This window comes from Sphingomonas pruni NBRC 15498 (genome assembly GCF_001598455.1).
Taxonomy (GTDB): domain Bacteria; phylum Pseudomonadota; class Alphaproteobacteria; order Sphingomonadales; family Sphingomonadaceae; genus Sphingomonas; species Sphingomonas pruni.
The window spans coordinates 1-19,200 of sequence record NZ_BCYZ01000077.1; the positions used below are offsets into that span (position 1 = coordinate 1).

A 19,200-nucleotide genomic window follows, 5' to 3' on the forward strand; every position below is an offset into this window, starting at 1 on the left:
CTCGAACCTCCACGCCCTTGCGAGCGCCAGCACCTGAAGCTGGTGCGTCTACCAATTCCGCCATCTGGGCACGGGGTAGGGGGCGCGCTCTATTGGCGCACCTGCTGGTTGTCAACCGCAACCGCGACCGCTTGCGGCGAGGGCCGTCGCGCGGCATGGGAGGCCCCACGGATTTTTCGAGGATCGTCATGAAGGACAAGCTGGTTACGCTGATCGGCGGGGGCGGGTTCATCGGCCGCTATGTCGCGCAGGAATTGCTCGCCGCGGGCGCGCGCATCCGCGTGGTCGAGCGCGATCCGCGCCACGCCTGGTTCCTGAAGCCGCTCGGCGGGCTCGGCCAGATCCAGTTCGTCGCGGCCGACGTGACCAAGCCGGACACGATCGCCCGCGCGGTCGCCGGTTCGGACGCGGTGGTTTACCTGCCGGGGACCTGGGGACCCGATTTCCAGGGTATCCACGTAACGGGTGTGCGCGCGGCGGCTAGGGCGGCGCGCGAAACCGGGGCGGCGGCGTTCCTCCTTCTCTCGGCGCTCGGCGCCGATGCCGAATCGCCGTCGCGTTATTATGCGAGCAAGGCGGCGGGCGAAGCCGCGGCGCGCGAGGTCTTTCCGGATGCGATCGTGCTGCGTCCCTCCGTCGTATTCGGGCCGGAAGACAAATTCCTCAACCGTTTCGCCGGAATGATAAGTCATGCGCCGGGGGTGTTCGGCCGCGCGGCGGTGCCGGTGCTGCGACCCGACGCGAAATTCCAGCCGGTCCATGTCGTCGACGTCGCGCGCGCAATCGTGCGGGCGTTGGCGGATAGCGATTCGTGGGCTGGTCAGACGATCGAGGCGACCGGACCAGAGATCGTCACGATGCGCGACCTATTGCGCTGGCTGGCCGCCACGATCGGGCGCGAGGCCGACTTTATCGAACTGCCCGATTTTGCCGGTCAGGCGATCGCTTATGCCGGCTTCCTGCCGGGCGCGCCGATCAAGCTCGACCAGTGGAAGATGCTGAAGACCGACAACGTCGCGAGCGGCGCGCTCCCCGGGCTCGAGTCGCTCGGCATCACCCCCACGCCGATGGAGGCGGTCGCACCGTCCTGGCTGGTGCAATACCGCAAGGCGGGCCGGTTCGGCCTGCGCGCCAAGGCGGCCTGAACTTACGACAGACATCCGTTCGCGGCGACGTCCGCGTATAGGGAGTATCCCCCGTGAACGACGTGATTACCGCCATCATCCTCGGCATCGTCGAGGGCGTGACCGAGTTCCTGCCGGTGTCCTCGACCGGCCATCTCATCCTGGCCAGCGCGCTGCTCGGCTATAACTCCGAATATTGGGCGCTGTTCAACATCGTCATCCAATTGGGCGCGATCCTGGCGATCGTGGCGCTGTATTGGCGGACGTTCTGGGCAGTGTTGCAGGGACTGTTGAAGTTCGACGCCGTTTCGGTCCGCTTCGTCCGCAACATCCTGGTCGCCTTCCTGCCCGCCGCGGTGATCGGGCTCGCCTTGCACAAACAGATCGAGAAACTGCTCGGCTCGCCGCTCACCGTCGCTGTCGCGCTGATCGTCGGTGGCCTCGCGATTATCGGCATCGAGCGCACGGTCAAGGAAGGCCATGTGAAGGGCGTCGCCGACATCCCCCTGCCCAAGGTGATCGGCATCGGCTTCATCCAATGCCTGGCGATGATCCCGGGCGTCAGTCGATCCGGCGCGACGATCCTGGGTGCGCTCAGCCTGGGAGTGGAGCGGCGCACCGCGGCCGAGTTCAGCTTCTTCCTCGCCATCCCGACGATGCTCGGCGCGACCGTGCTCGAGCTCGTCAGCAAGCGGCACGAATTGATGGCTGCGAACAGCGTCGGGTTCGGATTGATCGGGGTCGGCTTCGTGGTCGCGTTCTTGGTCGCGTTGCTGGTGGTGAAATGGTTCGTCGGGCTGGTCGGGCGCTCGGGGTTCAGCCCGTTCGGTTGGTACCGAATCGTTGTCGGTGCGATTGCCATGGCACTTTTGCTAAAGTAGTACCGTATCGGCCGTAAATATCGGGTGGACTCCGATGTGTTGCGATGAGGCGGATCGAAATTGCGGCTAATTAGGTCCGATAGAGGACTAATTGGTCGAATTTAGATGACGTAAGGAGGAAAAGCGGTTAGCGGCCGTTCCGAAGGGAGCGGGCGATGGCCGGTGATATGCTGAAATTCGTGGGTGTAACGCAGGCCTATCCGGCCAAGCGTGACCCCCAGCAGCGCGCGGAGGACTTCCGCGAGATCGCCGAACGCTATGGCGTGCCCGCGGCCGAGGAACAGTCGGCGCGATGCTCGCAATGCGGCGTGCCTTACTGCTCGGTGCACTGTCCGCTCCACAATCATATCCCGGATTGGCTACGGCTGACCGCGGAAGGGCGGTTGCGCGAGGCCTATGAGCTCAGCAACGCGACCTCGACCATGCCGGAGATCTGCGGCCGGATCTGTCCCCAGGACCGGCTGTGCGAAGGCAATTGCGTGATCGAATTCTCCGGCCACGGGGCGGTGACGATCGGCTCAGTCGAGAAATTCATCACCGACACCGCCTGGGAAAATGGCTGGGTCGAACCGATCGTGCCTGGGCCGGCCCGCGGCCAGTCGGTCGGGATCATCGGCGCCGGGCCGGCCGGCCTGACTGCGGCCGAATTGCTGCGTGTCGCCGGGTACGAGGTCCATATCTATGACCGCCACGACCGCGCCGGCGGTCTGCTGACCTATGGCATTCCGGGCTTCAAGCTCGAAAAGCCGGTGGTCATGCGCCGGGTGGACCGACTGAAGGAAGGCGGCATTGTCTTCCACGAAGGGTTCGAGGTCGGGCGCGAGGCTGGGCTCGAGGAATTGCGGACGCGGCACGACGCCATCCTGATCGCGACCGGAGTGTACAAGGCGCGCGCATTGGCCGCGCCCGGCGTCGGTGCGAGCGGCGTGGTCGAGGCGCTCGACTATCTGACCGCGTCCAACCGCAAGAGCTTCGGCGACGACGTACCCGATTTCGACAGCGGTGCGCTCGATGCGGCGGGCAAGAATGTGATCGTGGTCGGCGGGGGCGATACCGCGATGGATTGCGTGCGGACCGCGGTGCGCCAGGGCGCGACCTCGGTCGCCTGCCTCTATCGCCGCGATCGCGCCAACATGCCCGGCTCGCAGCGTGAGGTCGGCAATGCCGAGGAGGAGGGCGTCGAATTCGTCTGGCTATCGGCGCCTGAAGCATTCGGCGGTGGCGAAGCGGTCGACAGCGTGTCGATCGCCAAGATGCGGCTCGGCGCGCCCGACGCCAGCGGCCGCCGCGCGCCGGAACCCGATGGCGGCGAGAGCGAAGTGCGGCGCGCCGATCTGGTGATCAAGGCGCTCGGCTTCGATGCCGAGGACCTGCCGCGATTGTTCAACGCGCCCGAACTCGGCGTGACGCGCTGGGGGACGTTGCTGGTCGACAATGCCACGCTGATGACCAGCCTGGACGGCGTGTTCGCCGCCGGCGACATCGTTCGCGGCGCGAGCCTGGTGGTCTGGGCGGTGCGCGACGGGCGTGACGTGGCGGCGCATATGGACAAGTATTTGCGCGCGAAGGCGATGGGTGAGAGGAAGGCGGCGTGAAGCGGCCTCTAGCGATACTGGCCGTCTGTGTGCTGGGTAGCGGCGGTTTCGCACGCGCCGAGACCGAGCCGCCGGCAGCAATTGCGGCAGTATATTTCAACGATACACGGGCTAATCAGATCGGGGCCTACCTTCACGGTAATGCAGCTGAATGTGTCGCGAAGGGAGGTCTGTCTAAAGACCGGGCACTTGAAATAGATGGGTCGATCGACCGATATATCGCCGAGACCAAGAAGCTCGTGCCCGAAATGCAGGCGGATTTTGCAGCGGCGATCACGCAGCTTTTGTCTGCAAAAGAAATGATCGACTTCCAAGATTTCTTCAATTCGTCGGCAGGGCGCTCCTTTATGGATGCCATAACCAAGTCGGCAACAGTCACGGCCGCCTCACAAATGAGGTTTTGCCAAGCACAGACGCTGCTGGTGCTCGACCCGAATAATATCGTTCAGGACGCAATAGCGGCGTTGCCGACGCAGGACCGAGATGCCCTTCGGGCATTTGCATCAACACCGTCCGCGAAAAAAATCTCGTCGATCAACGAAGCTGTTGGCGAAACGAGTGCAAAATACAAAATCAAGTTCGAATTAGCGGCGACGACTGCCGGATTGACTAGATGGATCGTCAAATGACCATGACTGACCAACGCGCCCGCCTCGCCGCCGAGGGGATGTACCGACCCGAATTCGAATCCGATGCTTGCGGCGTCGGCCTTGTCGCTGCGACCGACGGCCAGCCCTCGCGCCGCGTCGTGCAGTCGGCGATCGATGCCTTGAAAGCGGTGTGGCACCGCGGCGCGGTCGATGCCGATGGCAAGACCGGCGATGGCGCCGGGCTGCATATCGACTTGCCGATGACCTTCTTCGACGAGGCGATCCAGGCGTCGGGGCATCGCGTTGCCGACAACCAACTCGCGGTCGGCATGATCTTCCTGCCGCGCACCGATCTCGGTGCCCAGGAATCGTGCCGGACGATCGTCGAAAGCGTGATCATCGAAGCGGGCTATTCGATCTATGGCTGGCGTCAGGTGCCGGTCGACGTGTCGGTGATCGGACGCAAGGCGCAGGAGACGCGACCGGAGATCGAGCAGATCATGATCGCCGGCCCCTTACCGGGCACGCAATCGGCCGAGGAGTTCGAAAAGGATCTCTATCTCGTCCGCCGCCGCATCGAAAAGCGCGTCATCGCCGCGCAGATCAACGGCTTCTACATCTGCTCGCTGAGCTCCCGGTCGATCGTCTATAAGGGGCTGTTCCTCGCCGAGAGTCTGTCGGTCTTTTACCCCGACCTCAAGGATCCCCGGTTCGAGAGTCGTGTCGCGATCTTCCATCAGCGCTATTCGACCAACACTTTCCCGCAATGGTGGCTGGCGCAGCCGTTCCGCTGCCTCGCACATAATGGCGAGATCAACACGATCCGCGGCAACAAGAACTGGATGCTCAGCCACGAGATCAAGATGGCAGCCACTGCGTTCGGCGAAGCGTCGGAAGACATCAAGCCGGTAATCCCGGCAGGGGCGTCGGACACCGCCGCGCTGGACGCGGTGTTCGAAGCGATCTGCCGGTCGGGCCGCGATGCGCCGACCGCCAAGCTGATGCTGGTCCCCGAGGCTTGGGGCGTGAAGGGCGAGATGCCCAAGAAGCATCTCGACATGTTCAAATATCTCGGCTCGGTGATGGAGCCGTGGGACGGCCCCGCCGCGCTGGCGATGACCGATGGCCGTTGGGCGGTCGCGGGCATGGACCGTAACGCGCTCAGGCCGCTGCGTTACACCCAGACGTCGGACGGGCTGCTGATCGTCGGGTCGGAAGCGGGCATGGTCGTCGTTCCGGAGACGATGATAGTTGAAAAGGGCCGGCTCGGCCCGGGTCAGATGATCGCGGTCGATCTCGAGCAAGGCCGCCTGCTCCACGACCGCGAGGTCAAGGATCGCATCGCCGACGAGCATGATTATGCCAAGATGGTCGGCGACTTCGTGACCATCGACGACCTCAAGCTCCCCAAGGGCGAAACCGTCACTCGCTTCGACCGCGCAGAACTGCTGCGCCGCCAAGTCGCCGCCGGCCAGACGCTGGAAGACATGGAATTGATCCTGTCGCCGATGGTCGAGGGCGCCAAGGAAGCGGTCGGCTCGATGGGCGACGACACGCCGCTGGCGGTGATTTCCGACAAGCCGCGGCTGATCAGCCAGTTCTTCCGCCAGAATTTCTCGCAGGTCACCAACCCGCCGATCGACAGCTTGCGCGAACGCCATGTCATGTCGCTCAAGACGCGCTTCGGCAATCTGGCCAATATCCTCGACACGGCGGTGCGGCAGGACCGCGTGCTGGTGCTTGAAAGCCCGGTGCTGACCGGTGCCGATTGGGCCAAGCTCAAGGCGCATTTCGGCAGCCAGGTGGCGGAGATCGACTGCACGTTTCCCGCCGGCGGCGGCACCGATGCGCTCCGCACCGCGATCCAGCGCATCCGCAACCAGGCCGAGCAGGCGGTACGAGAGGGCAAAAGCGAGATCTTCCTGTCGGACCGCGCGATCGGTCCGGACAAGGTCGCGATCGCCGGCGTGCTGGCGGCGGCGGCGGTGCACACGCATCTCGTCCGCCGGGGCCTGCGGTCCTATTGCTCGGTCAATATCGAGACCGCCGAATGCCTCGATACGCATTATTATGCAGTGCTGATCGGGGTCGGTGCGACCACGGTCTATGCCTATCTGGCCGAAGCCGCGATCGCCGATCGTCATGCGCGCGGGCTGTTCGGCGACGTCAGCCTCGACCAATGCCTCGCTAATCATCGCAAGGCAGTCGACGAAGGCCTGCTCAAGATCATGTCGAAGATGGGGATCGCGGTGATCTCCAGCTATCGCGGCGGCTATAATTTCGAAGCCGTCGGCCTGTCGCGCAGCCTGGTTGCCGACCTGTTCCCCGGCATGCCTGCCAAGATCTCGGGCGAGGGCTATGCCTCGCTCCACCTCAATGCCGAACTGCGCCACCAGCAGGCGTTCGATACTGGTGTGGCGACCTTGCCGATCGGGGGCTTCTATCGCCAGCGTTATGGTGGCGAGACGCACGCGTATTCGGCGCAGCTGATGCACTTGCTGCAGACGGCGGTCGCGACCGACAGCTATTCGACCTATCAGAAGTTCTCCCGCGGAGTCGCCGACTTGCCGCCGGTCTATCTGCGCGACCTCCTCCAGTTCAATTTCCCCGACGAAGGGATCGCGGTCGATCAGGTGGAGCCGATCACCGAGATCCGCAAGCGGTTCGTCACGCCCGGCATGAGCCTGGGCGCGCTGTCGCCCGAGGCGCATGAGACGCTGGCGATCGCGATGAACCGGATCGGCGCCAAGGCGGTGTCGGGCGAGGGCGGCGAGGACAAGCTGCGCTATCAGCCTTACGAAAATGGCGACAATGCCAATTCGGGAGTCAAGCAGATCGCCTCGGGCCGGTTCGGCGTGACGGCCGAATATCTCAACGCCTGCGACGAGATCGAGATCAAGGTAGCGCAAGGCGCCAAGCCGGGCGAGGGCGGGCAGCTGCCCGGCTTCAAGGTCACCGAGTTCATCGCCAAGCTGCGCCACGCCACGCCCGGCGTGACGTTGATCAGCCCGCCGCCGCATCACGACATCTATTCGATCGAGGACCTAGCGCAGCTGATCTACGACCTGAAGCAGATCAATCCGCGCGCCCGGGTATGCGTGAAGCTGGTCAGCTCGGCCGGGATCGGCACGGTCGCGGCCGGCGTCGCCAAGGCGCATGCCGACGTCATCTTGGTCGCCGGGCACAATGGCGGTACTGGCGCCAGCCCGCAGACCAGTATCAAATATGCTGGCACGCCCTGGGAAATGGGGCTGTCGGAAGTCAACCAGACGCTGACGCTCAATAATCTGCGCGGGCGGGTGAAGCTGCGCACCGACGGCGGGCTCAAGACGGGGCGGGACATCGTCATCGCCGCGATCCTGGGCGCGGAGGAATTCGGCATCGGTACGCTCAGCCTAGTCGCGATGGGCTGCATCATGGTGCGGCAATGCCATTCGAACACCTGCCCGGTCGGGGTTTGCACGCAGGATCCGAAGCTGCGCGCCAAATTCACAGGTTCGCCGGAAAAGGTCATCAATCTGATGACCTTCATCGCCGAGGAAGTGCGCGACATCCTGGCGCGGCTCGGGGTGCGCAGCCTCGACGAGGTCATCGGCCGCACCGAATTGCTGCGTCAGGTCAGCCGCGGCGCCGAGCATCTCGACGATCTCGACCTCAACCCGATCCTGGCAAAGGTCGACGCCGACGAGGACCAGCGCCGGTTCAGCTTGCAGACCTGGCGCAACGAAGTGCCCGACAGCCTCGACGCGCAGATGATCAAGGACGCGGCGCACGTTTTCTCGCGCGGCGAGAAGATGCAGCTGACCTATTCGGTCCGCAACACCCACCGCGCCGTCGGCACGCGGCTGTCGAGCGAGATCACGCGCACGTTCGGCATGGACAAGCTTGCCGACGGGCACGTCACCGTGCGGTTGCGCGGCTCGGCCGGGCAGAGCCTGGGCGCGTTCCTGTGCAAGGGCATCACGCTCGAAGTGTTCGGCGACGCCAACGACTATGTCGGCAAGGGGCTATCCGGCGGCACGATCATCGTTCGTCCGGTCGTCTCCTCGCCCTTGGCGAGCCAGGAGAATACGATCATCGGCAACACCGTGCTCTATGGCGCAACCAGCGGGCGCTTGTTCGCCGCGGGTCAGGCCGGCGAGCGCTTCGCGGTCAGGAACTCCGGCGCAACAGTGGTGGTCGAGGGCTGCGGCGCCAATGGCTGCGAATATATGACCGGCGGCATCGCCGTGGTGCTCGGCGCGGTCGGCGCCAATTTCGGCGCGGGCATGACCGGCGGGATGGCGTTCGTGTACGATGCCGGCGCCAGTTTCGAACGACGCGCCAATGGCGAGTCGATCGTCTGGCAACGGCTCGCCTCCGCGCATTGGGAGGCAGTGCTCAAGGACCTGATCGCTGCCCATGCGGCGGCGACCGACAGCAATTGGTCGCAGGGTATCCTGGACGATTGGGACCGTGCGCGGGGCAAGTTCTGGCAAGTCGTTCCCAAGGAAATGCTCGATCGGCTGCCGTACGCGCTCGACGATAGCGAGGAACTGCAAGCCGCGGAGTAGCGTTGCAGGGTCGATCGGTGCTATAGACGACTCACCGATTGTCAGTCGGATGATGTGCCATGCGTAATTTTGTCCTGCTTCCTGCCCTTGCCTTGGTAGCCACTCCTGCATTCGCGCAGGATCGCGACGGGTCTCCGTCGTCGATTCCCCAAATGAACGCGCGCGACGCGGCCAGGGCCCTCAACAACCCGATGGTGCAGAGCGGCGTCGTCGGGCTGATCGACGCGCTGACCGACGCGGTGATGGAAACGCGCGTGGGACCGATGGCCACGCTCGCTCCCGATTCGAGCATTCGTCCCAATGATACGCTCGATAGCCTGGCCGCGCGGCGCAACCCCGATTATCGCAACGAGATTCATCGCAACGCCAAGCAGACGGTGACAGCCGCCGGGCGCACCGCGAGCGCCGCCGTGGCGATGTCGGATGAGCTCAAGGCAACGACAGAGCGCGTCCGCCGCGTGCTCGGGATGCCCAACCCCAACTGACTGCCCGGAATGTCGGGTATGCGGATCCGGCAGTCTTGCTGCCGGCCTTGTCGAATAGCGGGTATCGTTTAGGCTCTCCCCAAAACGATGGAGAGGTGGGATGAGGCTCAGTCAGCCGCGCGTGGCGCCGCTTGCCGACAGCGAACTCGACGACGAACAGCGAGAGGTGCTTGCGCCCTTCGGCGGGCGCGTGCTCAACATCTTCCGCACGATGGCCCGCGCGCCCAAGGCGCTCAAACGCTTCAACCTGTGGGGCGGGTACATCTTGTCCGACCGCAATTCGCTGGCCCCGCGCGAGCGGGAAATCCTGATCCTGCGCACCGGCTGGCTGTGCCGCTCAGGCTATGAATGGGTGCAGCACACGCGGATCGGGCTGCAATCGGGGCTCAGCCAGGAAGAAATCGACCGGATCAAGGCGGGTCCGGACGCGTCCGGCTGGAGCGCTGGCGATGCGGCGTTGCTGCGCGTCGCCGACGATCTGGCGCGCGACTTCTTCGTCAGCGATGCGACCTGGGCTGGGCTGAGCGATTTGAGCGAGCGCCAGCGGATGGATGCGGTCTTCACCGTCGGCCAATATACCCAGGTATCGATGTTCCTGAACAGCTTCGGCGTCCAGCTCGACGAGGGACAAGTGCTCGACCCGGACTTCCCGCAATGACGGGGCGAGTCGCCGGATGCGTGGCATTGGTGATGGGGGCAGGGCAGACGCCCGGCGCGACGATCGGCAATGGTCGTGCGATTGCCACCTTGCTGGCGCGCGAAGGGGCGAGCGTGCTGTGCGCCGACCGCGACCTGGCGCGCGCCGAGGAGACCGCGGCGGCGCTCCACGACGTGGGTGGCGATGCCCGCGCGCTTGCCTGCGACGTGACGAGCCGCGCCGATTGCGAAGCAGCCATAGCGGCCGCCGGGCCGCTCGACATCCTGGTCAACAATGTCGGCATCGGCGGCAATGATGGCCCGGCGCATATCATTGCCGAGGACGCGTTCGACCGTATCCTGTCGGTCAATCTGAAGGGCGTGCTCAACGGCATCGCCGCCGCCATTCCCGGAATGCGCGAGCGCACGCGTGGCGCAATCGTCAACATCTCCTCGCTGGCGGGCATGGCCGGTTGGCAGATGGTCGCTTACGAGACCTCCAAGGCGGGAGTGAACCGGCTGACCCAATCGACCGCGCTGGCCAATGCCAAATACGGGATCAGGGTGAATGCGGTGGCGCCGGGGCTGATGGATACGCCTATGGCGATCGACGGCATTGCGCGCGCCCGGGGCCTCGACCGCGAAGTGGTGCGGGCGGAGCGGGCGTCGCGCGTGCCGCTGCTCGCGCAGATGGGCGACGCCTGGGACACCGCTTATGCCACGCTGTTCCTGGCATCCGACGAGGCGAAGTTCATTACCGGCGTGGTCCTGCCGGTCGACGGAGGTATGGGCGCGCGGATCGGATAATCGCCACCTGCCACCAAAGCTATCTTCCCCCGCCCGCCGCCAGCTTATAACAGCGATGGAATGTGGCAACTCCTCCAATTCCCGCTCTGTCCCTTCTCGCGCAAGGTCCGGCTGCTGCTGGGGGAGAAAGGCGTCGGCTATACGCTCGTGCGCGAAAACCCCTGGGAGCGGCGCGACGAGTTCATCGACCTGAACCCGGCCGGCCAGACGCCGGTGATCACCGATGCCCAGCGCGACATCCGGCTGATCGATTCGCTGGTCATCTGCGAATATTTCGAGGAGACGGTCGACAAGGCGCAGATGATCAACGGCACGGCGATCCAGCGCGCCGAGATCCGCCGGCTGGCAACCTGGTTCGATACCTTTTTCTTCCGCGACGTGACCGAGCGTCTGCTGGGTGAGCGCGTGCTCAAGCGGATCGTGACCAAAGCCAGCCCCGATGCGCGCGTGCTGCGCGAGGCGATGAAGTCGGCGGTCGAGTATCTCGATTACACCGATTATCTGCTCGACCGGCACAATTGGATGGCGGGCGCCACGCTGAGCCTCGCCGACCTCGCAGCGGCGGCGCAGATCTCGGTCGCCGATTATCTCGGCGGGATCGACTGGAAGAATCACGAACAGACCGCGCGCTGGTATGGTGGGATGAAGAGCCGCCCGAGCTTCCGCCCGCTGCTGAGCGAGCGGATGGAGGGCATTCCCGCATCACCGCATTATCACGATGTGAATTTCTGATGCACGTGACGCACGACGCCGCGGCGCCCGCCGCGGAGACGATCACGTTCGACGATTTCCTCAAGGTCGACATTCGCATCGGCACGATCATCGCCGCCGACCCTTTCCCCGAAGCGCGCAAGCCCGCGTTCAAGCTGACGATCGATTTCGGCGACCCGATCGGGGTCAAGCGCTCGTCGGCGCAGATCACCGAACATTATGCGCTTGAGGACCTGGTCGGCCGCCAGGTCGCCGCAGTGGTGAACTTTCCTCCGCGCCAGATCGGGCCGATGCGCTCGGAAGTGCTCACGCTCGGCTTTCCCGATGCCGACGGCAAGGTCGTACTGATCGGACCGAGCGAGCCTGTGCCCAACGGCGGCAGGCTGTTCTGACGATCCGGGTCGGCACCGCCGGCTGGTCGATCCCGCGCATCGCGGCCGACGCGTTCCCGGAGGCAGGCAGTCAGCTCGAACGTTACTCTGCGGTGCTGAACGCGGTGGAGATCAATTCGAGCTTTCATCGTTCGCATCGCCGCGCGACCTATGAGCGCTGGTCGGCGAGCGTGCCCGACGATTTCGCCTTCGCAGTGAAGATGCCCAAGACGATCACGCACCAGGCGCGCCTGGTCGCCGTCGCCGCGCAGCTGGATCGTTTCCTCGAAGAGAGCAGCGGCCTCGGGGCGAAACGCGGCCCGATTCTCATCCAGTTGCCGCCGAGCCTTGCCTTCGATCGCGCGGTCGCTTCCGATTTCTTCGCACTGCTGCGCGCCCGCACGGCGAGCGAACTGGTCTGCGAGCCGCGCCACCGGAGCTGGTTCACGCCCGAAGTGGACGCCTTCCTGGTCAGCTATCGGGTGGCCCGCGTCGCGGCTGATCCGGCGCCAGCTATTGGAGCCGGAGCGCCGGGAGGTTGGCCGGGATTGCGGTACACGCGGCTGCACGGATCACCGCAAATGTATCGGTCGAGTTACGACGCGGCGGCGATCGAGCGTTATGCCGCTGGGGTCCGTAAGGCCGGCGTCGATGGCTGGATCATGTTCGACAATACCATGACGGGTGCGGCGACGCTGAACGCACTGGCGATGCGGAAGATGCTGTAGAGCTCGGGGTCAGCGGCTGGCGATCACGCCGACGAATGCCGCCAGCGTCACGATGACGAGGAAGCCGTTGATGCCGATCAACAGCGGCGCGGGCAGCCGCCGCGCGCGCGGCTTGGGCGGCTGGACGCTCGGCGCGACCTCGCGCCACACCGCCGCGACAAAGCAGAAGCCCGCGAACAGGATCAGCATCGCGCCGGTCGAGCGGGTCAGCCAGTCGGCGACGACCTTGTCGAGCAGTGCCCGCGCACCGATCCCCGAGGCTAGCGCCGCCAACCCGGTTCGCACCCAGGCCGCATAGGTCCGCTCGGCGGCGAGGATGGTGCGATCCGCCGCGAGCTCGGTCCGACGATCGGCACTGTCAGTCTGCTCGAGCGCGCTCACCTCGAGCGTCGCAGCCGACTGCTTGATCTTCTCGTGGGTCTTGCGCGCCTGGGCTTGCGAATTCGCCATGCTCGGGAAAACGCCCCAGCCGCCGGGAGGTATCCTTATCCTTCCAGGCTCTTCGACGCCTGCTCGAACAGATCCTTCGACAGCCCGGGCGTTGCCAGGATGCGCTCGAGCTCGGCCTTCATCAGCGCCGCGCGCGTCTCGTCGAACCGGCGCCAGCGCCCCAGCGGCGGCAGCAGTTTCGCGGCGGTCTGCGGGTTGAGCCGATCGAGTGCGATCAGATTGTCGGCCAGGAAGCGATAACCCGCCCCACCCGCGGCGTGGAACGCGCGCTGGTTGACGCTGAACGCCCCGACCAGCGATCGCGCGCGATTGGGATTGGCCAGCGTGAAGTCGGGATGCCGCGCCAATTCCTCAACGATCGCCGGCGTATCGTCGCGCGACGACAGTGCCTGGGTCTGGAACCATTTGTCGAGCACCAGCGCGTCGGTCGAATAGCGATTGTAGAAGATGTCGAGCGCGGCGACGCGCTTGTCCGACGTGCCGTTGGCGAGCGTGGTCAGCGCGCCCTGACGGTCGGTCATGTTGTCCGCCTTCTCGAACTGCGCGAACGCCAGATCGGCGGCATCGTCCGCGCCCGAGGCGGCGATATAGCCGAGGGCGACAGTCCGCATCCGCCGGTCGGCCTTTGCCGTCGGCGAATAGACGAACGGCGCGCCGTTCGACGTGTCGGCATAGGCCTGGCGCCACAAGGGCGCGAGCGTCTTGCCGAGGTCGCGACGCAGGGCTTCGCGCGCGCGGAACACCGCCTCGGGATCGACCCGGTCGAGCTGGTCGCCAATGAAGCTGTCCGAAGGCAGCAGCACCGCCTCGGCGACGAACGCATGATCGAGCGCGGGGTTCTCCAGCGTGCGGCGCACCGCTTCGATCACCGGACCATGATCGGCGCGACCGAGTTGGGTCGCGGTCACCAGCGTGTCGAGCATCAATTGCTGCATCGCTTCGTAACGGGCGAACGGATCGTCGTCATGCGCCGACAGGAAGGCGAGATCAGCGGGCGATCGGTCGCTTTCGACAATCACCGGGGCCGAGAAGCCGCGATTGATCGAGAGGACCGGGGTTTCGGTAACGCCCTCGAACACGATCTCGCTGGACGGTTGGTCGAGCAGATAGAGCTGCTCCTCCCCCAGAGCCGTGCCGGACGTACCGCCGAACAGCTTGAGCTTGAGCGGCAGGACCATGGGCTGCTTGGCGGCTTGGCCCGGCGTCGGCGGCGTGTTCTGGGCGAGGCGCAGGGTAGCGCAGCCGGACTGGGCATCGTGATCGAGCGCGGCGGAGACGCGCGGCGTTCCGGCTTGCGAATACCATAAGCGGAACTGGGTCAGGTCGATTTCGCCGCCTTCTTCCATGCAGCGGACGAAATCCTCGCAGGTCGCCGCGGTCCCATCGAAGCGGTCGAAATAGAGGTCGGTGGCGCGGCGGAAACGATCCTTGCCCAGGATCGTCGCCATCATCCGGATCAGTTCGGCGCCCTTGTTGTAGATCGTCGCGGTGTAGAAGTTGGAGATTTCGATATAGCTTTCGGGCCGCACCGGATGTGCCAGCGGACCATTATCCTCCGGGAACTGGCTCGCGCGCAGGCCGCGTACATCCTCGATCCGCTTGACCGCCGCCGATCCCTGGTCGGCCGAAAAGCTCTGGTCGCGAAAGACGGTGAAGCCTTCCTTCAGGCTGAGCTGGAACCAGTCGCGGCAGGTCACGCGGTTGCCCGACCAATTGTGGAAATATTCGTGCGCGACCACCGCGGCGATCGCGTCGTAATCGTAATCGGTCGCGGTATCGGGATCGGCCAGGATGTAGCGGCTGTTGAAGATGTTCAGCCCCTTATTCTCCATCGCCCCGAAGTTGAAATCGTCGACCGCGACGATGTTGAACACGTCGAGATCGTATTCGCGACCATAGACCGTTTCGTCCCATGCCATCGCCAGTTGCAGAGCCTGGAGGGCATGCTCGGTCTTGGCCAGATCGCGTTCGCGCACCCAGATGCCGAGTTCGACCTTGCGCCCCGACTTGGTGGTGAAGGTCGCGCGGTTGGCCGCCAGGTTGCCCGCCACCATCGCGAAGAGGTAGCTGGGTTTGGGAAACGGATCGCGCCATTCCGCCCAATGGCGGCCGTCATCCAGGTCGCCGGAGGCGATCGGATCGCCGTTGGCGAGCAGGATCGGAAAGCGCTTTTTGTCTGCCGCCATCCTGACCGAATAGCGCGCCAGCACATCGGGCCGGTCGGGGAAGAAGGTGATGCGGCGAAAGCCCTCGGCCTCGCACTGGGTGCACAGGTTTCCGCCCGATGCGTAAAGCCCCATCAATTGGGTGTTGCGATCGGGATGGATCTCGACCTCGGTCTCGACGCGGTGCTGCCCACCGGGAAGGTCGATGACCAGGTCGGTGCCGTCCATGCGCCAGTCGTTATGCGCATTGCCGTCGACCCGCACCGACAGCGGCGTCTGTCCGTCGCCATCAAGGCGCAGCGGCCGCTCGTGATCGCCGTTGCGCGTCACGTCGAGCGCCGCCTTGACCCGCGTCGTCGCCGGATCGAGCTCGAAATCCAGCGCGATATCGGGGACCATCCAGTCGGGCGCCTGATAATCCTCCCGATGCGTGACGGGCGGATTGGCGAGGGCGGACTGGGCGTCGAGCATAGGGTTCCTGTGCGGTTCTTCGTTGTGGCTGTATCACTCGCACAATACGCGATTGCCAACCTTAACAAGCGTGCTACGCGCCACGACAAAGACAGCCAAGAGGAAAGCCATGTTGAGACTGATCGGCGCAGCCGCGTTGATGCTCGCCGCCGGGACCGCGATCGCCCAGACCGAAAAGGCTCCTCCAGCCCCTGCCGCTCCCGCGAAGGAAAGCGCAGCATCGATCAACGAGCGGGTCAACGCTTCGCTCCCCGCCGATCAGGCAGCGATGAAGGCCCATGTCATGTTCCTGGCATCGGATGCGATGCGCGGGCGCGAGGCGGGCAGCCACGAATTCGACATCGCCGCGCAATATGTCGCTGCTCAATTCTACGCCGCCGGGCTGCGTCCGGGCGGAGATGAAGGCGGCTATCTGCAGAAGGTGCCGCTGATCGGCTACAAGCTCGCCGACAAAGGCAATTTCGTCTGGACGCCGACGGGCGGGCAGCCGCAGACGTTGGTCTTCGGCGAGGATTTCGTGCCCGCGCCCAATGCCTCGAAGGCGGAAACCAGCCTCAGCGCGCCGATCGTCTTCGTCGGCTACGGAATCGTCGCGCCGGATTACAAGCGGGACGATTATCGCGGCGTCGACGTCCGCGGGAAGATCGTCGCTTATATCGGCAGCGCGCCGGCCGATTATGACGGTGAGGAGCGCGCGTTCTTCTCCAGCGCTCCGAGCAAGGCGCGCATTGCCGCGGAGCATGGCGCGATCGGCGTCATCCAGATCGAGAGCCCCAGAAGCGGTCGCGGTGCGGCACCGTTCGCCGCCACGGTGAGCCAATGGCAGCGCGAGCGCGTCACCTGGGCGCGGGCGGGTGACCGCGCGAGCTCCGACAGTGCCCCGATCCTAGGGACGCTATCAATGGCGGCCGCGGCGAAAATGTTCGCCGGCGCCGGCACCTCATGGGACCAGGTGCGCAAGGCGGCGGACAGCGACAAGGCCGTGTTCAAGCCGATTCCGCTCAAGGGTGTGTTGACGGTCGCGATCAACACCGAGACGCGGCCGATGCCGTCGTCGAACGTGATCGGCATCATCCCGGGCGGCGACCCCAAATTGAAGGATGAGGTCGTCATCCTGTCGGCGCATCTCGACCATATCGGTGTCGGCAAGCCCGACAAGACCGGCGACACGATCAACAACGGCGCGGAAGACAATGCGATCGGCATTGCCAGCCTGATCGAGGAAGCCAAGCGCTTCGCCGCCTCGGGCAAGCCGCCGCGCCGTACCGTCATGTTCCTGGCCGTGACCGCCGAGGAGAAGGGACTGGTCGGCTCCGACTATTTCGCCAACAATCCGACCGTGCCGCTCAAATCGATCGTCGCCGACGTCAATCTCGACATGCCGCTGATCACTTATCCGTTCGAGGACATGGTGGTGTTCGGCGCGCAGCGCTCGACGCTCGGGCCGATCGTCGAGCGGGCTGTGGCGTCGGTCGGCGTGTCGATGTCGCCCGACCCGATGCCGGAGGAAGGTATTTTCGTCCGCTCCGACCATTTCCGCTTCGTGCAGAAAGGCATTCCGTCGGTCTTCCTGTGGCCAGGCGAGAAGGGGGCCGGCAAGGCGGCCTGGGCCGACTTCATGGCGAACCATTATCACCAGCCGTCGGACGAGATTTCGCAGCCGCTCGACTGGGCGCAGGGCGCGCGGTTCGTCACTGTCAACTACGCCATCGCGCGAGAGATCGCCGACAACGACGAACGTCCGCGCTGGAACAAGGGCGACTATTTCGGCACGTATTTTGGCGGCTATGGCGCGAAATAATCTTCTGATCTTCGGCCTGGGCTATTCGGCGAGCGTCGTCGCGGCCCGGCTCGACGGATGGGAGATCGCCGCGACCGGCAGTGCGGGCAATCTCGATTTCGACGATCGGGAGGGCGTGATCGCGGCGATCGATCGCGCGACGCACGTCCTGTCTTCGGTGCCGCCGGACGAGGTCGATCCCGTTCTTGCGCGCTACGGCGCGGCGCTGACGGATGGAGGCAAGTGGCTCGGCTACCTCTCCTCGACGGGCGTCTATGGCGACGCCGGCGGGGCGTGGGTCGATGAAAGCGCACCGATCCTCGGGCGGCGACAGGCCCGCAATCGCGCGGACGCCGACTGGTTGTCGCTCGGCGCGCGCGTGTTTCGCCTGCCGGGCATTTACGGCCCCGGCCGCTCGCCGCTCGATCGCGTGCGCAGCGGGCGGGCGCACCGGACCGGGATTGCCGGACAGGTCTTCAGCCGCATCCACGTCGACGATCTCGCCGCCGGCGTGATCGCCGGGCTCGACTCCCCCCCGGGAGCCTACAACCTCGCTGACGACATGCCGATGAGCCAGGACGCGGTGATCGAGTTCGCCGCAGAGTTGCTCGGCATCGATCCACCGCCCGTCGTCCCGCTCGACGCGCTGACGCCCGAGGCGCGGGCCTTTCATGCCGAGAACCGGCGTGTGTCCAACCTGAAGGCGAAGCGCGTGCTGAGCTGGCGGCCGGCCTATGCCGACTATCGGTTGGGTCTGCGCGCCCTCAACGCGATAACCAGGCCGAATGCGGCGAGCGCAGCGCCGCCGATCGCCAGTCCCGACCAGCGATAGCCTTCGAACAAGGTCGACAGCATCATCGCAATCACCGGCACGATGACGCTCGAATAGGCGGCCTTGGCCGGCCCGATCGTACGGATCACTCCGAAATAGAGCGGGAAAGCGAGTGCCGAGGCGAACACGCCGAGATAGAGGATGCCGAGGACATAGACCGGGCGATGCTCGATCACCGGAGCGCCAGTCGTAGCGTAAGCGAACATCGCGTCGATCGCGGCGCCGACGAGCATGGCCACCGCTACCGTCGTGCCCATCGGATAGCGTGCGGCGGTCGGCGTCGCCTGCATGACGTTGGCTGTCGACGCGCAGAGGATCGCGCACAAGGTAAAGCCAATGCCCGCCAGCACCTGGCCCGGCCCGTGCGGATCGACTCGCGCCTCGCGTACGAACAGCAGGATGACGCCTGCCATCGCGATCGCCGATCCGATCATCAACTGACGGCCGAGCTTCTGACCGAGGAAGACGCGCCCGAACAACGCGTTGGGAATAAGCAGCATCGCGAACACCACCGACACCAGGCCCGAAGTGACGTGCTGTTCGGCGCGATAGACGAAATTGAAATTGCCGGAGAATTGCAGCAGCCCGAGCAGCGCCGCGAAGCCATAGCCGCGAGCGCCGAGCCGCCAGCTCTCGCGCTTCCACAGCGCCCAGCCGGTCATGCAGATGCCGGCGACCAGGAAGCGATAGGTCACCGACCAGCTTGGTGGCACCACGCCCAATTGATCGCGGATCACCAGCCAGGTCGATCCCCAGATCAGGGTGACGATGCCGAACGGAATCAGTACGCTGAGCGTGGTCGAGCGGGGCTTGGCTTGAGGTGGCTGCAGCACGATCCGCCTCTACTCCGGTGCGCGCGCGCAACAACCCGGCTTTTGCTTGTGCGGTGACAAGGTGAGTCTATCGATAAACCAAATCCTCCCCGTCGTAGATGGGGAGGGGGACCGACCGCGTAGCGGGCGGTGGAGGGGCCGAGCGAAGCGAGGAGGATGGGCTTATCCTCGCCGCTTTCGCGGCTGGG

The 19,200-nt window shown here is 65.2% G+C and carries 16 protein-coding genes; 13 read left to right on the forward strand and 3 right to left on the reverse strand.

Going from position 1 to position 19,200, the window contains the following annotated elements; all coding sequences use genetic code 11:
- Window positions 1–188: 188 nt before the first annotated feature.
- From SPR01S_RS17875 to SPR01S_RS17925, 11 genes are all read left to right on the forward strand, one after another.
- Window positions 189–1,145 (forward strand): complex I NDUFA9 subunit family protein, encoded by a 957-nt coding sequence (locus tag SPR01S_RS17875; protein ID WP_066592053.1) that lies wholly within the window; start codon window positions 189–191, stop codon window positions 1,143–1,145.
- A 53-nt stretch (window positions 1,146–1,198) separates the two neighbouring features.
- The gene (locus SPR01S_RS17880) at window positions 1,199–2,005 is read left to right on the forward strand and encodes an undecaprenyl-diphosphate phosphatase (protein WP_066592008.1); all 807 of its coding nucleotides are present in this window, start codon (window positions 1,199–1,201) and stop codon (window positions 2,003–2,005) included.
- Between the two features lie 155 nt (window positions 2,006–2,160).
- Window positions 2,161–3,600 (forward strand): NAD(P)-dependent oxidoreductase, encoded by a 1,440-nt coding sequence (locus SPR01S_RS17885; protein WP_066592011.1) that lies wholly within the window; start codon window positions 2,161–2,163, stop codon window positions 3,598–3,600.
- Entirely contained in the window at window positions 3,597–4,229 is a 633-nt protein-coding gene (locus tag SPR01S_RS17890; protein ID WP_066592014.1) for a DUF2059 domain-containing protein, read from the forward strand. Before SPR01S_RS17885 ends, SPR01S_RS17890 begins: the two co-directional genes overlap by 4 nt.
- 2 nt (window positions 4,230–4,231) lie before the next feature.
- Window positions 4,232–8,743 (forward strand): glutamate synthase large subunit, encoded by a 4,512-nt coding sequence (gene gltB / locus SPR01S_RS17895; RefSeq protein ID WP_439646756.1) that lies wholly within the window; start codon window positions 4,232–4,234, stop codon window positions 8,741–8,743.
- Window positions 8,744–8,895: 152 nt separating this feature from the next.
- Window positions 8,896–9,228, forward strand: coding sequence for a hypothetical protein (locus SPR01S_RS17900; protein ID WP_066592021.1), 333 nt, complete (start codon window positions 8,896–8,898; stop codon window positions 9,226–9,228).
- A gap of 100 nt (window positions 9,229–9,328) precedes the next feature.
- Entirely contained in the window at window positions 9,329–9,886 is a 558-nt protein-coding gene (locus tag SPR01S_RS17905; RefSeq protein ID WP_066592023.1) for a carboxymuconolactone decarboxylase family protein, read from the forward strand.
- Complete coding sequence (locus SPR01S_RS17910; protein ID WP_066592025.1) at window positions 9,883–10,671, forward strand: SDR family NAD(P)-dependent oxidoreductase; 789 nt, start codon at window positions 9,883–9,885, stop codon at window positions 10,669–10,671. Before SPR01S_RS17905 ends, SPR01S_RS17910 begins: the two co-directional genes overlap by 4 nt.
- Before the next feature lie 60 nt (window positions 10,672–10,731).
- Window positions 10,732–11,403, forward strand: coding sequence for a glutathione S-transferase family protein (locus SPR01S_RS17915; RefSeq protein ID WP_066592028.1), 672 nt, complete (start codon window positions 10,732–10,734; stop codon window positions 11,401–11,403).
- Window positions 11,403–11,774 carry a tRNA-binding protein gene (locus tag SPR01S_RS17920; RefSeq protein ID WP_066592032.1) on the forward strand — a complete coding sequence of 124 codons (372 nt, stop codon included), beginning with the start codon at window positions 11,403–11,405 and terminating at the stop codon, window positions 11,772–11,774. Before SPR01S_RS17915 ends, SPR01S_RS17920 begins: the two co-directional genes overlap by 1 nt.
- 2 nt (window positions 11,775–11,776) lie before the next feature.
- Window positions 11,777–12,481 (forward strand): DUF72 domain-containing protein, encoded by a 705-nt coding sequence (locus SPR01S_RS17925; protein ID WP_500808177.1) that lies wholly within the window; start codon window positions 11,777–11,779, stop codon window positions 12,479–12,481.
- Between the two features lie 9 nt (window positions 12,482–12,490).
- Here SPR01S_RS17925 and SPR01S_RS17930 read toward each other — a convergent pair whose 3' ends face one another.
- Entirely contained in the window at window positions 12,491–12,931 is a 441-nt protein-coding gene (locus SPR01S_RS17930) for a YidH family protein (RefSeq protein WP_066592034.1), read from the reverse strand.
- A 35-nt stretch (window positions 12,932–12,966) separates the two neighbouring features.
- Window positions 12,967–15,567, reverse strand: a complete 2,601-nt coding sequence (gene pepN / locus SPR01S_RS17935; protein WP_066592043.1) for an aminopeptidase N — start codon at window positions 15,565–15,567, stop codon at window positions 12,967–12,969.
- 109 nt (window positions 15,568–15,676) lie between these two features.
- Here pepN and SPR01S_RS17940 point away from each other — a divergent pair, with 109 nt between their 5' ends.
- Window positions 15,677–17,368, forward strand: a complete 1,692-nt coding sequence (locus tag SPR01S_RS17940; RefSeq protein ID WP_066592046.1) for a M28 family metallopeptidase — start codon at window positions 15,677–15,679, stop codon at window positions 17,366–17,368.
- Window positions 17,355–18,179, forward strand: coding sequence for a Rossmann-fold NAD(P)-binding domain-containing protein (locus tag SPR01S_RS17945; protein WP_066592048.1), 825 nt, complete (start codon window positions 17,355–17,357; stop codon window positions 18,177–18,179). The genes SPR01S_RS17940 and SPR01S_RS17945 overlap by 14 nt, the downstream gene beginning before the upstream one ends.
- On the opposite strand, the gene SPR01S_RS17950 is transcribed toward SPR01S_RS17945, so the two are convergent.
- Window positions 18,089–19,012 carry a DMT family transporter gene (locus SPR01S_RS17950; RefSeq protein WP_066592050.1) on the reverse strand — a complete coding sequence of 308 codons (924 nt, stop codon included), beginning with the start codon at window positions 19,010–19,012 and terminating at the stop codon, window positions 18,089–18,091. The genes SPR01S_RS17945 and SPR01S_RS17950 overlap by 91 nt on opposite strands.
- Window positions 19,013–19,200 lie beyond the last annotated feature (188 nt).